At 71.9% G+C, this 13,922-nt stretch carries 14 protein-coding genes; 12 read left to right on the forward strand and 2 right to left on the reverse strand.

Features of this window, described 5'->3' with window-relative positions; genetic code table 11:
* Window positions 1–29: 29 nt before the first annotated feature.
* Both DGO_RS14675 and nrdR read left to right on the forward strand, forming a co-directional pair.
* Complete coding sequence (locus tag DGO_RS14675; RefSeq protein ID WP_043802698.1) at window positions 30–752, forward strand: SDR family NAD(P)-dependent oxidoreductase; 723 nt, start codon at window positions 30–32, stop codon at window positions 750–752.
* A gap of 10 nt (window positions 753–762) precedes the next feature.
* On the forward strand, window positions 763–1,227 hold the full coding sequence (gene nrdR / locus DGO_RS14680; RefSeq protein WP_014686294.1) for a transcriptional regulator NrdR: 465 nt from the start codon (window positions 763–765) through the stop codon (window positions 1,225–1,227).
* Between the two features lie 254 nt (window positions 1,228–1,481).
* On the opposite strand, the gene DGO_RS14685 is transcribed toward nrdR, so the two are convergent.
* A complete protein-coding gene (locus DGO_RS14685; protein WP_014686295.1) occupies window positions 1,482–2,102 on the reverse strand; it encodes a 1-acyl-sn-glycerol-3-phosphate acyltransferase in 621 nt (206 codons plus the stop codon).
* 147 nt (window positions 2,103–2,249) lie between these two features.
* Here DGO_RS14685 and paaA point away from each other — a divergent pair, with 147 nt between their 5' ends.
* Genes paaA through paaD form a run of 4 tightly spaced genes read left to right on the forward strand, consistent with a single transcriptional unit; the run spans window position 2,250 to window position 5,159 of the window.
* Window positions 2,250–3,227: a 1,2-phenylacetyl-CoA epoxidase subunit PaaA gene (paaA, locus tag DGO_RS14690; RefSeq protein WP_043802702.1), complete on the forward strand. Its 978-nt coding sequence runs from the start codon at window positions 2,250–2,252 to the stop codon at window positions 3,225–3,227.
* A complete protein-coding gene (locus DGO_RS14695) occupies window positions 3,227–3,850 on the forward strand; it encodes a phenylacetic acid degradation protein (RefSeq protein WP_083847314.1) in 624 nt (207 codons plus the stop codon). The genes paaA and DGO_RS14695 overlap by 1 nt, the downstream gene beginning before the upstream one ends.
* Entirely contained in the window at window positions 3,847–4,644 is a 798-nt protein-coding gene (gene paaC, locus DGO_RS14700) for a 1,2-phenylacetyl-CoA epoxidase subunit PaaC (RefSeq protein ID WP_014686298.1), read from the forward strand. Before DGO_RS14695 ends, paaC begins: the two co-directional genes overlap by 4 nt.
* A gap of 2 nt (window positions 4,645–4,646) precedes the next feature.
* Window positions 4,647–5,159: a 1,2-phenylacetyl-CoA epoxidase subunit PaaD gene (paaD, locus tag DGO_RS14705; protein WP_420810569.1), complete on the forward strand. Its 513-nt coding sequence runs from the start codon at window positions 4,647–4,649 to the stop codon at window positions 5,157–5,159.
* A gap of 174 nt (window positions 5,160–5,333) precedes the next feature.
* Here paaD and DGO_RS14710 read toward each other — a convergent pair whose 3' ends face one another.
* Window positions 5,334–5,984 (reverse strand): trimeric intracellular cation channel family protein, encoded by a 651-nt coding sequence (locus DGO_RS14710; RefSeq protein ID WP_014686300.1) that lies wholly within the window; start codon window positions 5,982–5,984, stop codon window positions 5,334–5,336.
* Between the two features lie 42 nt (window positions 5,985–6,026).
* On the opposite strand from DGO_RS14710, the gene DGO_RS14715 reads away from it, so the two are divergent.
* The 6 genes from DGO_RS14715 to DGO_RS14740 all read left to right on the forward strand — a co-directional run bounded on the left by DGO_RS14715 (window position 6,027) and on the right by DGO_RS14740 (window position 13,769).
* Window positions 6,027–8,102: a cation:proton antiporter gene (locus tag DGO_RS14715; RefSeq protein ID WP_014686301.1), complete on the forward strand. Its 2,076-nt coding sequence runs from the start codon at window positions 6,027–6,029 to the stop codon at window positions 8,100–8,102.
* Between the two features lie 154 nt (window positions 8,103–8,256).
* Window positions 8,257–8,439 (forward strand): 50S ribosomal protein L32, encoded by a 183-nt coding sequence (gene rpmF / locus DGO_RS14720; RefSeq protein ID WP_014686302.1) that lies wholly within the window; start codon window positions 8,257–8,259, stop codon window positions 8,437–8,439.
* Window positions 8,440–8,915: 476 nt separating this feature from the next.
* Entirely contained in the window at window positions 8,916–9,665 is a 750-nt protein-coding gene (locus tag DGO_RS14725) for an AIM24 family protein (protein WP_226991391.1), read from the forward strand.
* A gap of 186 nt (window positions 9,666–9,851) precedes the next feature.
* Window positions 9,852–11,231: a BCS1 and AAA domain-containing protein gene (locus tag DGO_RS14730; protein WP_014686304.1), complete on the forward strand. Its 1,380-nt coding sequence runs from the start codon at window positions 9,852–9,854 to the stop codon at window positions 11,229–11,231.
* A gap of 109 nt (window positions 11,232–11,340) precedes the next feature.
* On the forward strand, window positions 11,341–12,270 hold the full coding sequence (locus DGO_RS14735; RefSeq protein ID WP_043802705.1) for a DMT family transporter: 930 nt from the start codon (window positions 11,341–11,343) through the stop codon (window positions 12,268–12,270).
* The gene (locus DGO_RS14740) at window positions 12,267–13,769 is read left to right on the forward strand and encodes an ABC transporter permease subunit (RefSeq protein ID WP_014686306.1); all 1,503 of its coding nucleotides are present in this window, start codon (window positions 12,267–12,269) and stop codon (window positions 13,767–13,769) included. Before DGO_RS14735 ends, DGO_RS14740 begins: the two co-directional genes overlap by 4 nt.
* The last annotated feature ends 153 nt before the right edge of the window (window positions 13,770–13,922 follow it).

The following is a 13,922-nucleotide window of genomic DNA, read 5'->3' on the forward strand; positions in this document are numbered from 1 at the left end:
CCCGCGCGCCGCTCGGCTATGCTGGGGCCATGACGCGCCGCGTTTCTTCTTCCGACGCCTCCCCTGCCCGGGCCGGGGTGCTGGACGGTCAGATCATCGCGGTCACGGGGGCCGACCAGGGCTACGGCCGCCTGGTGAGTGCCGCGCTGGCCCGCGAGGGTGCGGGCGTGGTCCTCATCGGGGACAACTCCGAGACGCTGGCCGCCGCCGCGAGCGGCATCGAACTCGCGGGCGGCGCGGCCATTCCCATCAAGGCCGACGTGTCGGTGCCCCTCGACTGGCTCAGTGCGCAAAACCGCGTGCTGGAGATCTTCGGGGCGCTGCACGGCATCGTGCATCTGGCCGACAAACGCACGAACACGGTCTTCAACATGCTCAGCGAGGGCGAGTGGATGAATCTATTCAACTGCAACGTCAAGAGCACGGTCGCCATCGCCCAGATCCTCGCCCGCCGCCTGCCCGACACCTGGCTGACGGTCATCGGGCCGCACCTCGACGAGACGGGCCTGCAGGTCTACCCGCAGCGCGGCGCGATCCGGGGCCTGGTCGAGAACGGCGCGGGGGTCGACCTGCGCATCAATCTGGTGTCGCCCTCGCGCGCGAGCAGTGGCGACGAGATCCTCGACCGGCCCCTGGCCGACGCGGTGGTCACGCTGGCCTCGCCCCGGCTGCGGCACCTGCGCGGCAACCTCATGGACATTCCGCTGGCCCCCGCGCCCAAGGTGCGCGTGCCCGAGGCGTACCTGCTGTGAGCGCCCCCGCATGAGGTGTCCCTACTGCTCCGCCCCCGACTCGAAGGTGGTCAACTCGCGCCCCAGCGACGAGGGGGCCAGCATCCGGCGGCGGCGCGAGTGCCTGACCTGCGCGCGGCGCTTCACGACCTACGAGCGCGCGCAGCTCGAACCGCTGATGGTGGTCAAGCGCAGCGGCCCGCGTGAGGCCTTCAATCCCGACAAGCTGCTGCGCGGCCTGAGCCTGGCGACCGAGAAGCGGCCGGTCGATCCGGCGCTGCTGCGGGCCTTCGCCTACGGCTTCGAGGACGACGTGCAGGCCGCCGAAATTCCCAGCACCGAAATCGGCCGCCGCGCCATGACCTTCCTGCGCCCGCTGGACGACGTGGCCTACATCCGCTTCGCGAGCGTGTACCGCGATTTCGACAGCCTGGAGCGCTTCATCGAGGAAATCCGGGGCCTGAAGGGCAGTGGCCCCGAACCGGAAGACGGTTAGGGACAGCGGCGCGGCATCCGGGAAAGGGCATCCAGGAAAGGCCTGGACGCACGACTGCGCCTTGGGAACTAGACTCCGCCCAGGACCGTCGGGCCTGGACACCACGGCACAGCCGCTCCCGGGGCGCGGTGGCCGACCTGTGGGCGATCCGGGAGGGCCACACCGTCCCCGACTCCGCACGGACCGGGAACCTTTCGCAGCCCGTGCAGGACACCCCCCGGCCCTCGCCGGTCTGCCGTGACACAGGCCCCCCCTCAGCCCCGCCCCGGTCCCCCCTGCGCCGCCGGACGTGGGCGCACCGGCCCCGCGTTGGCCGGGGTATGGCCCCGTACGCCCTCCAGCAACCGGCGGATCACCGCGAAGTCGGCCTCCAGGTCGCCGGTCGGGGTGACGTAGCCCACCACGCCCACCTGCCGCCGACCCCAGTCGAGCACCGTGATGCCGATGGGCACCTGCGCCTCCAGGGCCATGTAATAGAAGCCGGTCTTCCAGAACTCGGTGCGCCTGCGCGTGCCCTCGGGGGCCACCGTGAGCATGATCTCGGGTTCGCGCTCAATCAGGGCGACCACCGCGTCCACGAAGTTGCCCCCCACCCGGCGGCGGTCGATGGGCAGCCCGCCCACCGCGCGCATGAACAGGCCCACCGGGAACACGAAAATCTCCCTCTTGGCAATGAAGTGGGCGGGCGAGCGGGTCGCCCACTTCCAGAGCAGCCCGATCCAGAAGTCGGCGTTGTCGGTGTGCGGCGCGACGGCGGCCACGAAGCGCGGCGGCGTGGGCGCGGCCAGCAGCGGCGTCCAGCCCCGGCGGCGCAGCGCCCACGCCCCGAAGCGCGACAGGAGGGTGGGAGAGGAACCGGGCCACGCGGCGGACATCCCGGCGAGTCTAACTTTCGCCGGCGTGGGGGCCGGCGCGGCGGGACGCGGTTCAGGGCCGCCTGAAGCCTTCCCTACCGGGATCACACCTCGCCTAACGGTCGTTAGGTATACTGGGATCAGCAACAATTCAGGAGGTGTCTTTCCGTGACCCAGACCACCCGACCAGCCCAACCCAGTGACGGCGAAACGGCCGAGCAGCACGCGGCCTTCGAGGCCCGTATCGCGCGGGGCGAGAAGATCGAGCCCGGCGACTGGATGCCGGCCGAGTACCGCCACCAGCTCATCCGCATGATCTCGCAGCACGCGCACAGCGAGGTGGTGGGCATGCTGCCCGAGGGCGAGTGGATCTCCCGCGCGCCGAGCCTCAAGCGCAAGACGATCCTGATGGCGAAGGTGCAGGACGAGGCCGGGCACGGTCAGTACCTCTACCACGCCGCCGAGACGCTGGGCGCGACCCGCGAGGACATGCTCGCGGCGCTGCTCTCGCGCCGGGCCAAGTACAGCTCGATCTTCAACTACCCGACCCACAGCTGGGCCGACGTGGGCATGATCGGCTGGCTGGTGGACGGCGCGGCCATCAAGAACCAGACCATGCTGGCGGGCTGCTCGTACGGGCCGTACTCGCGGGCGATGGTGCGCATCTGCTCGGAGGAGACCTTCCACCACAAGCAGGGCAAGGAAATGATCGTGCTGTACGCCCAGGGCACCCCCGAGCAGCGCGCGATGGCCCAGGAAGCCCTGAACCGCTGGTGGTGGCCCTCGCTGATGATGCTGGGGCCGCACGACGCCGACAGCCCCAACAGCGGCGTGCTGGCCAGATGGGGCGTGAAGCTCAAGAGCAACGACGCGGTGCGCCAGGAATACCTCGACGAGCACGTGCCCGAGCTGCTCGAAGCGGGCCTGACCATCCCCGACCCCGATCTCTTCCGGGGCGAGGACGGCCACTGGCGCCACGGGCCCATCGACTGGACGGAGTTCTGGGCCGTCATCAAGGGCGAGCGGGGCCTGGGCGAGACCCGCCTGGGCGCCCGGCAGGCCGCCCACGACGACGGCGCGTGGGTGCGCGAGGCCATGCAGGCCTACGCCGACCGCGAGCGCCGCCCCGCGCAGGCCGCCGACTGATGACGGCTGGTGCCCCGACCCCCGAAGCCCAGCTTCAGGAAACACAGCTTCAGGAAACACAGCTTCAGGAAACACAGTGGCCCCGCTGGGAGATCTTCAAGCAGGACACGGCCGCTCGTCCCCTCCAGGCGGTGGGCAGCGTCCATGCCGGCGACCCCGAACACGCCCTGCTCACGGCGCGCAACGTCTTCGTGCGGCGGCCGGCAGCCGTGAGCCTGTGGGCGGTGCGCGAGGACGACCTGCTCACCGCGACCCCCGAGGCCCTCGCCACGCACCCGGAGCTGCTGGCGACCCCCGGCGAGGCGGGCCGCTACCAGGTGGGCATCAAGGCGACGGCCAAGCGCAGCATGACCTTCGTGGACCTCGTGGGCGCGGTCGAGGCGAGCGGCCCTGGCGACGCGCTGGGGCAGGCGCGGGCGCTGCACCCGGACGCGCTGGCGTGGCAGGTCTTCGCCGAGGCGGCGGCCGTCAAGAGCGACGCCAGCCCCGAGACGGTCGAGAGCTGGTTCGCCCCGGCGCGGGACAAGACCTACAAGCAGCAGCAGTTCTACGGCGTGATTGGCCGGCACGTCTCGGCGTTCAAGCAGTCGGGCAAGCCCGCCCAAGCCGAGGAGACCCCATGACCGCCACCCTTTCCGAAACCCTGAATGCCGCCGACCTCTCGCCCGCGCAGCGCCGGGGCCTGATCGCCCGTTTTCAGGCGCTGGCCGACGACGAGATCGTGCTCGCGCAGCGGGACGGCGAGTGGACCGGGCACGCGCCCATCCTGGAAGAGGACATCGCGCTGGCGAACATCGCGCAGGACGAGCTGGGGCACGCCTCGCTGTACCTGGAGCTGCGCCGCGAGCTGGACGGCAGCGACCCCGACCGCCTCGCCTTCTTCCGGGACGCGGGCGAGTACCGCTGCGCGCGGCTGGTCGAGCTGCCGCGCGGCGACTGGGCCCTGACCATGCTCCGGCAGTTCCTGTACGACGCCGCCGAGGCCCTGTGGCTCGACGCCGCGCAGGCCAGCCGCTACGCCCCGCTGGCCGGGGTCGCCGCCAAGGCGCTGCGCGAGGAGAAATTCCATCTGCAACACAGCGCCCTGTGGGCCGAGCGCCTGGGCCGGGGCACCCCCGAGAGCGCCCGGCGCGCGCAGACCGCCCTGGACACGCTGTGGCCCCACGCCGCGCAGCTGTTCGCGCTCCTGCCGGACGAGGCCGACCTGGTCGCCGCCGGTCTGCTGCCCGACCCCGACGCGGTGCGGGACCGCTGGGAAGCGCTGGTCGGTGGACACCTGAGGGACCGCTGCGACCTCGACGTGCCTCCGCTGCCCGGTGCAGGTGAGGGCCGCGAGGTCCACACCGCGCACCTCGCCCCGCTGCTGACCGAGATGCAGGCGGTGGCCCGCGCCCACCCCGGCGCCGGGACGTGGTGAGCGTGCCCCAGCCCCGGCAAATCCCTGCCGCGCCCCTGACCCCCAAGGCCGTCTGGGCCGCGCTGAGTGGGGTGCCCGACCCGGAGATTCCGGTCGTGTCCATCACGGACATGGGCATGGTGCGTGCCGTGCAGGTGCGCGGCGGAGCGGTGGAGGTCACCTTTACCCCGACCTTCAGCGGGTGCCCGGCGCTGCACACCATCCGCGCAGGCATCGAGGAGGCGGTGCGGGGGCTGGGGGCCGCCGAGGTGGAGGTGCGCAGCACGCTCACGCCGCCCTGGACGACCGACTGGATCGCCGAGGACGCCCGCGAAAGACTGCGCGAGTACGGCATCGCACCTCCGGCTCCGGCGGGCGACACGGGCCTGATCCAGCTCACGCCCGAGACCACGCGCTGCCCCCGCTGCGCGAGTTTCGACGTGCGCCTCACCGCCAGTTTCGGGCCGACGCTGTGCAAGCGGCTGTACGTGTGCAACGCCTGCCAGGAGCCCTTCGAGGGTTTCAAGTCGGTCTAGAGTCCTCCGCGCCCCCGGCTTCCTCAACGCCGCTTGACCGCGCCCTCACACCCGGCTGACAGGAAGTGCCTACCCTGAGGGGGACTTACACAGTTCAACCCGGCCGGGTGAAGTCGGGCAGCACCACCGCTCCGTCCAGGCGGAGCTTTTTTCATGCGCCTCCTGGCCCGCGCCTCAGCCGCCCGGCAGCCGGCGCACGGGCAACCGCACCCAGCCCCGGCGCGAGAGCCAGCGCGCGAGGATCACCACCGCCGCGCCGCTCGCCTGGGCCTGAAAGGGCGTGACATACGGGTGGACCAGCAGCACCGTGAAGGCCCCGGCGGCGGCGGCGGTGGCGTAGAGCTGATCGCGGCGGTACATCACCTCCGGGACTTCGTTGGCGATGAGGTCGCGGATGATGCCGCCCCCCACCCCCGAGAGCGCCCCCGTGAAGATGACCCCCAGCGGCCCCAGCCCGAAATTGATGGCCCCCAGCGCTCCCGAGGCCGCGAACAGGCCCAGACCCACCGTGTCGAACACGCTGATGGTCCGCTCGAAGCGCGCGAGGCGCTCCCCGAAGGCGAAGGCCAGCACCGAACCCAGCAGCGCCGCCCACAGGTACGACTCGTCGCGCAGGAACAGGGGCGGGGTCTGGCCGGTCAGCGTGTCGCGGATGGCCCCGCCGCCCACCGCCGTGACGCAGCCCAGCACGAGCACCCCGAACAGGTCGAAGCGCTTGCGTACCGCCAGCAGCGCCCCCGACAGCGCGAAGGCCACGATGCCGATCAGGTCGAGCCAGTGCAGGCCGGTTTGCAGGTCCACGCGGGGCAGCTCCAGTTCGTGCATCGTCACCACTGTACCGGCCCCGCCCGGGCGCACACTGGGGGCATGACGAGGCAGCCCCTCCCCCTCCCGCGCCGCGTCCGGCGCCCGCCCTTTTCCGGCTTTCCGGCCCTCCTGTATCTGGCCTTCACGGGGTCGGCCCTGGCCTCGGCCACCGAGGGCCACAGCGGCCCGCCCGCCTTCATGGCCCAGCTCACGCTGCTGCTGCTCGTGGCGGGGGCCACGGCCTTCGCGTCGTTCCGGCTAGGGCTGGTGCCCATCATCGGCTTCCTGTTCGCCGGGGTGCTGGCGGGGCCGTCGGCGCTGGGCATCATCGACGACCCGGCCCTCATCGGCGCGGCGTCCGAGATCGGGGTGATGCTGCTGCTCTTCACCATCGGCATCGAGTTCAGTCTCGACAAGCTCGCGCGCATCTTCCGGCTGATCTTCGTGGGCGGCGGCCTTCAGGTGGTCCTGACGGTCGCGGCGGCCACGGCCGCGCTGCTGGCCTTCGGGGTCAGCCTGCCCAACGCCGTGTTCACGGGCTTTCTGCTCAGCCTGTCGAGCACCGCCATCGTCACCAAGATCCTGGAGTCGCGCGGCGGTGTGGGCTCGCCCACCGGGCAGGCCAGCCTGGGCATCCTGATTTTTCAGGACCTCGCGGTGGTGGTCATGGTGCTGCTCGTGCCCATGCTCGCCGGGCAGGGGGGCGGCGCGGGCGGGCTGGTGGTGGCGCTGCTCAAGGCGGGCGGCATCGTGGCGGCGGTGCTGCTGCTCGCCCGGCGGGTGGTGCCGAAACTGCTGGAAGTGGTCGCGCGCACCTGCTCGCAGGAGATTTTCCTGCTCAGCACGCTGGCGCTGTGTTTCGCCACCGCCTACCTGACCAGCCTCGCCGGGGTCAGCCTGGCGCTCGGGGCCTTCCTGGCCGGGCTGCTCGTCAGCGAGAGCCGTTTCGGGCGGCAGGCCTTCGGAGAAATCCTGCCCCTACAGATTCTGTTCAGCGCGGCATTTTTCCTGTCGGTGGGCTTGCAGCTCGACCTGGGCTTCCTGTGGACGCACCTGCCCCTGGTTCTGGGGGCCGTGGCCGCCTTCGCCGTGCTCAAGGCGCTCGCGGCGACCCTCAGCGTGCGGCTGCTGGGGTTCCCGCTGGCGACCGCCGCCGCGACCGGCTGGCTGCTGGCGCAGGTCGGCGAGTTCTCGTTCGTGCTGGAGAGCAGCGGGCGGGCGCTGGGCCTCAGTCCGGCCGGCCTGGGCGAGACGGGCACCCAGACCTTCATCGCCGCGACGGTGCTGCTCATGGCCCTCACGCCGGTCATGGCGACCCTGGGCGAACGCCTAGGCGCCCTGGGCCGCGCGCGCCCCGCACCCACCGCCGCGCCCGCCGAAGCCCCCACCCGGGCCGAGCCCAACCCCGAGGCCCCGCTGGCACACCTGAGCGGGCACGTGCTGGTGGCAGGTTTCGGGGACCACGCGCGGCGGCTGGTCAAGGGGCTGGCGGCGCAGCAGGTCCCGTTCGGGGTGCTGACCCTCAGTCCGGACGGGGCCGCGCAGGTCGCCGCGCACGGGCATCCGGTCCTCATCGGGGACTACGCCCGCGCCGGGCTGCTGGGCGACGCCGGGCTGGCCTCGGCCCGCGCGCTGGTGGTCCTCGACGACGTCCCGGAGATGACGGCGCGGGTGGTCGGCGTGGCCCGCACCCTGAATCCGGGCCTGACCATCGTGGCCCACACCGACGGGCCCGAGGAGGTCGCGGCCCTGCGCGGCCTGGGGGCCACCCACGTCCTGACGAGCACCGACGCCGTGGCGCGCGGCGCGCTGAACCGCCTGGGCCTGCTGCCGCCGCCCAGCACGCCCCCCATGACCCTGAGCCCCGAGCAGCGCGGCATGTGCAGCCACGCCCACAGCGTCACCGTGGTCCATCCGCAGAGCACCGACACCTGCCCGGAATGTGTGGCGCTGGGCGACGCCTGGGTCCACCTGCGGGTGTGCATGTCCTGCGGGCACACCGGCTGCTGCGACTCCTCGCCCAACCGCCATGCCAGCGCCCACGCGCGGGCCAGCGGCCACCCCATCATCCGCAGCCTGGAGGCGGGCGAGCCCTGGGCCTACTGCTACCCCGACGACCTGACCGCCCCCCGCTAAGCCTGCCCGGAACTTTTGTCAAAGGGGGGACAGCTGTGCTAGACTCCCGGCTGTTGTCTCGCCCGAACCTGCCCCCAGGGTGCGGGCTGAGAATCTGCCCCGGCGCAGAAATACAGCAAATTACACAGCGCCCGGCGGCTCCAGGAGAAAGAACATGGCGAAGCACCCCGTTCCCAAGAAGAAGACCAGCAAGAGCAAGCGCGACATGCGCCGCAGCCACCACGCCCTCGTCGCGCCCAACCTGACCGAGTGCCCCCACTGCCACGCCAAGAAGCTCTCGCACCACATCTGCCCGAGCTGCGGCTACTACGACGGCCGTCAGGTCCTCGCGGTCTGATCTCCGCACCCACCAGAAGGCTCCCGTCCGCGGGGGCCTTTTTTTGTGCATGGCGGGGCCGCTTCGCCAGATCCTCCGGCCTGGAGGCGGCTCTCCCGGCCCGGAGCATAGGCTTGACGCCGCCTGCATACCGCGCTATTCTCTTTTTATCACCGTCCGAAAGGGCGGTTTTTTTATGGATTGCTCGGAGAGGTCAGGTCATGTCGCCCTGCCTCCCCTCCCTCGCCCTCCTCTGCGCCGACAGGCCACCCCGACCCCTACCCAGGGTGCATAGATCGGCTGCCGACTGCCAAAAATCACCGTTTGAGACGTGGTTTTTCCGTTCGAATGGCTGGAATTGACAGGGGCTGCATACCGCGCTATAGTTTTTCTATCACCGTCCGAGAGGGCGGTTTTTTCGTCTGTCTCTTGGAGGTGGGAACCCGGCACGGCTCCGGCGCGTACCCCCCGGCATGGAATGGACCTGGACAGCCGCAGTGGAACGCGAGCTCGCTTTCGGCAGCGCGCGCATGGAAGTGCTGGAATACACGGCCTCGCCGCTGGAAAAGCCCCTGAGCGGCTTTCATCAGTCGCTGAGCCGCCCGCCGCGCTCGCGGCAGCTGGCGGTGCATGTCGCCGGGGGCGAGGCCACCCTGGAACCGGGCGCGCTGCAATACCTGCGCGGCGACCTGGAGATGCAGGCCACGAACGCGGGCGGGGGCAGCGGCCTGGGCGGTTTCCTGCGCGGCGCGGTGACGGCCGCCGCGACCGGCGAGGGCCTGTACAAGACGGCCTACCGGGGTCAGGGCGTCATCTACACCGAGCCGACGCGCCAGCACCTGCTGCTGGGGCAACTGGAAGACGACACCCTGATCGTGGACGACGGGGCCTTCGTGGCCTGCGTGGGCAACCTGACGGTGGGGCGGCACGTGAACCACGGCTTCGCCAACGCGGTCGGCAGCGGCGAGGGCCGCGTGCAGCCCAAGCTGAGCGGCTCGGGCCTCTTCGCCCTGCAAAGCCCGGTGCCGCCTGAGGAGTTTCAGGTGCTGGAACTGCGCGGCGACACCCTGAAGGTGGACGGCAACCTCGTCGTCGCCTACACGGGTGGCCTCCAGATGAGCGTGGAGCGCAGCTCGCGTGGGCTGCTGGGCAGCGCCAAGACCGGGGAGGGCTTCGTGCAGGTGTACCGGGGCAGCGGCCACCTGTGGCTGGCCCCCACGCTGCCGCTGCACGGCGTGCAGGTCTAGGCCACCCGGCGCACGGCGGTCCCCGCCAGTCGGCGCAGGCGCGCGGGTGGGGGCGGGGCTAGGGTAGAGACAAGAGACACGCCGGACCCGGCCGCGACCGGCCCCGGTCCTCCTTTCCTCTCCACTGCCCCGTCGGGGTGCCCCCAGGTCCGGCCGGGGCACGCCCGCCCCTGGCCGGACCCCGCCATGACCCCCTTCCCTGACCTGACCACCCCCCTCGGCGGCCTGTGGCACGAGCTGCACCGCGCCGTCACCCAGACCCTCGCCCACAACGAACTCGCCCAGGGCGGCCTGATGATCGCGGCCCTGAGCGCCCTGGCGGTGTACGCCCGCAGCCTGCCCACCCAGCTCTGGACCCGCCTGAAGAATCGCTACACCCTGACCCTGGAGGTGCAGGGCGACGACGCGGCCTTTCCCTGGCTGGCGGCGTGGCTCGCGGCGCAGCCCACCGGGCGGCACCTGCGACACCTGGGCGTCGTGACCCGCTTCAACGAGCAGATGGGCGGCCAGAACCTGACACTGGGCACCGACCGCGACGGCGACGACGTGAACGTGCGCCTCGTGCCGCTGAGCGGGCAGGTGCTGCTGCGCTACCGGGGCCACTGGCTGCTCGCGCGCCCCAGCCGCCAGAAGCGCGAGGGCCAGAGCGGCCACACGCTGGGCTATGCGCACAGCCTGACCTTCCGGATGCTGGCCGGGGCGCGCGGCGCGGTGCCGGAGCTGCTGCGCGAGGCCTACGACTTCACGGCGGGCCGGGCCGACGGCCGGGTCGAGATTCATATTCCGTACTCCGACAGCTGGAACCTCGCCGAGCGCCGGGCGGCCCGCCCACTGGACACGCTGATCTACGGCGGCACGCTGCTGGACGACCTGCACACCGACCTGAGCGGCTTTTTCGCCGACCGCGAATGGTACGCGGGCATGGGCATCCCGTACCGCCGGGGCTACCTGCTGCACGGCCCGCCCGGCAACGGCAAGAGCAGCCTGGTCGCGGCGCTGGCGGGGGCCTTCGGGCTGAACGTGTGCGTGCTGAACCTCGCCGCGCCCGACCTGAGCGACGACCGCCTGGGCAGCCTCCTGAACAACCTGCCGCGCCGCTCGCTGCTGCTCCTTGAAGATATCGACGCCGTGTTCCTGGGCCGTGAACCGCGCGCGCCGACCGTCAAGCTCAGTTTCAACGGGCTGCTCAACGCCCTGGACGGCGTGGCGGCGGGCGAGGGCCGCGTGACCTTCATGACCACCAACGACCTCGCGGGGCTGGACCCGGCCCTGATCCGCCCCGGCCGCGCCGACCGCCACCTCCTCATCGGGAACGCGGGCCGCGCCCAGATCGCGGGGATGCTGCGCCGCTTCTGGCCGGCGTGGAGCGCGCAGGAGGCGGACGCCCTGGCCGCGCGACTGCCTGAAGGCCAGCTGAGCATGGCCCGCGTGCAGGAATACCTGCTGGAGCGCCGGGGCGACGAGGCGGCGGTGACGCGCGACTGGTCGCAGCTCGCCGGGCCGACCCCTGGGCCGGCCGCCGGACCCCAGGGCTGCCCCACCCGGCTGAAGCTGCTGGCCGGATAGAGGGCGGCGCCAGGACCTGCGGCACCGACCTCCGGCGAGCACGCCGCCCGGCCCCTCTCCTGGCCCGGCCGGGCGGCCGGCAGGCCACACCCCACCCTCCGCTCCCCCCATGCTCTACCCTGCCGGAGTGAACGCCGCCCCCGCCCGCCGCCCCCAGACCATCGACGCCCTCTCGCTGGGGGCCATTCTGGTCACCATCGTGTTCTGGGCCTCGGCGTTCGCGGGTATCCGTGCGGGGCTGGAGGCCTTCTCGCCGGGGCACCTGACGCTGTACCGCTTCCTGGTGGCGAGCGCGGCCCTGGGGATCTTCGCGGTCGTGACGCGCATTCCGCTGCCTGCCCCGGCCGACCTGGGACGCATCGCGGGGCTGAGCCTGTTCGGCATCACGCTGTACCACCTGTGTCTGAACTACGGCGAGCTGAGCGTACCCGCCGGCACCGCCAGCCTGATCATCGCGGCGGGGCCGGTCATCACGGCGCTGCTGGCGACCCGCTTCGGCGGCGAGCGCCTCAACCGCCTGGGCTGGCTGGGCACGCTGGTCAGCCTGGGCGGCGTGGCGCTGATCGTGCTGGGCAGCGGCCAGAACGTGAACTTCACGCGCGGCGCGCTGCTGATCCTGGCGGCGGCGCTCTTTACCAGCGTGTACTTCGTGTTCCAGAAACCGCTGCTGCGGCGCATGAACCCGCTGCACTTCACGGTCTGGAGCCTGCTGCTGGGCACGGTGCCGCTGCTGGCCTTCCTGCCGGGCTTCGGGGCCGAGCTGCGCGCGGCTCCGCTGGGGGCGCATCTCGCGGCCATCTACATCGGGCTGTTTCCGGCGGCCCTGGCCTACCTCACCTGGACCTTCGCGCTCTCGCGGGTGCCGGCCAGCACGACCACCTCGTTCCTGTACATCAGCCCCGTGTTCGCCATCCTGATCGGCTGGCTGTGGCTGGGCGAGGTGCCCCACCTGATCAGCGTGGTGGGGGGCCTCATCGCCATCGTGGGCGTGGTGCTGGTCAACACGCTGGGGCGGCCACGTGCAGGGGCCGGGGCATGACCACGCTGCACGCCGCCCCGCCCGTGCCCGACGCGGCCGACTCGCCCATCCGGCTGGAACACGTGTGCGTGCGCCTGGGAGGCGAGCAGATTCTCGACGACGTGACGCTGGACGTGCGCCGGGGCGAGTTCCTGGCGCTGATCGGGCCGTCGGGCGGCGGCAAGAGCACCCTCCTGCGCGTGATCGCCGGGCTGCTGCGCCCCGAACGCGGCGTGGTGGCGACCCGCTCGCAGCCCGCGCTGGTCTTTCAGGACTACCGGCTGCTGCCCTGGCGCACGGCGCTGCGCAACGTGAAGTTGCCGGCCGACCTGGGCAGCGGCGGCGGCACCTCGGCCCCCGAGGCGCTGCATCTGGTCGGCATGGACGCCTACGCGGGCTACTTTCCGGCCGAACTCTCGGGCGGGATGCGCGCGCGCGTGGCCCTGGCGCGCGCGATTGCCCAGAGCGGCGACGTGCTGCTGCTCGACGAGCCCTTCGCGGCCCTCGACGCCCTGGTGCGCGAGCGCTTCAACACCGAACTGCGCCACCTGCACGAGAAGACCGGCCGCACGACCGTCCTCGTCACGCACTCGATCCGCGAGGCGGTGTGGCTGGCCGACCGGGTGGCGGTGCTGCGCGGCGGGAAGATCGTGGAGATCCTGGACACGCGGGGCGAGGGCCGCGCGAGCGCCTACACCGAGGGCCTCGAAGCCCACCTGCGCGGCGTGCTGGGCGTGGGTGACAGCACCCGTCTGCGCGCGGCGGCCAGCCGGCCCGAGCGGGTGTCGTGGGGGCTGCCGCTGCTGGCCATCGCGCTGGGCTTCGGGCTGTGGCAGCTCGCGGCCGTGCGCCTGAACCAGCCGCTGCTGCTGCCGACCCCGGCGGCCGTGTGGGCCAAGCTGGTCGCGGGCGAGGCGGTGCTGTTCGGGGCCCTGTGGATCACGGCGCGCACGGCGCTGCTGGGCACGCTGCTGGGCGCGCTGGCCGGGGTCCTGATCGGCTACCCGCTGGCGCGCTGGCGGGCGCTGGAACGTTTCCTGAGCCCGTTCATCGTCGCGTCGCAGAGCACGCCCATCGTCATCCTCGCGCCGCTGCTGGTGTCGTGGCTGGGCTACGGGCTGCTGCCCTCGGTCATCGTGTCGGCCCTGAGCGCGCTGTACCCGGTCCTCATCGCCGTGATCGTGGGTGTACGCGAGGTGGACCGCACCTACCACGAGCTGTTCAGCAGCCTTCGGGCGACCTTCTGGCAGCGGCTCACGCACCTGGAGCTGCCCGGCGCGCTGCCGGTCATGCTCGGCGGCCTGCGGCTGGCGGCCAGCCTCGCCCTGATCGGCGCGGTCGTGTGGGAATTCACCGACTCGAACCAGCGCGGACTGGGCTTTCAGGTGCAACAGGCGGGCACCTACTACGACAAGGCCACGCAGTTCGCGGCCATCGCGCTGCTGGTGCTGTTCGGGGTGGCGCTCTACAGCCTCGTGACACTGCTGGAGCAGCGGGTGATGCGGCGGCGGGGGCGGTAGGTCCAGTTTCTCAGAGGTTCGGGGCGACGGGCTGAGCCTTTGAGCTCCCACCCCCCCAGCCCCCTCTCCCGGCGGGACAGGGGGGGCCAGGTGCTGCGTCCGGCCAGCGTCGTCCCGGGCATCGGCAGGTCCCCTCCGCTTCACGGCATGACG

This window comes from Deinococcus gobiensis I-0 (genome assembly GCF_000252445.1).
Taxonomy (GTDB): Bacteria; Deinococcota; Deinococci; order Deinococcales; family Deinococcaceae; genus Deinococcus; species Deinococcus gobiensis.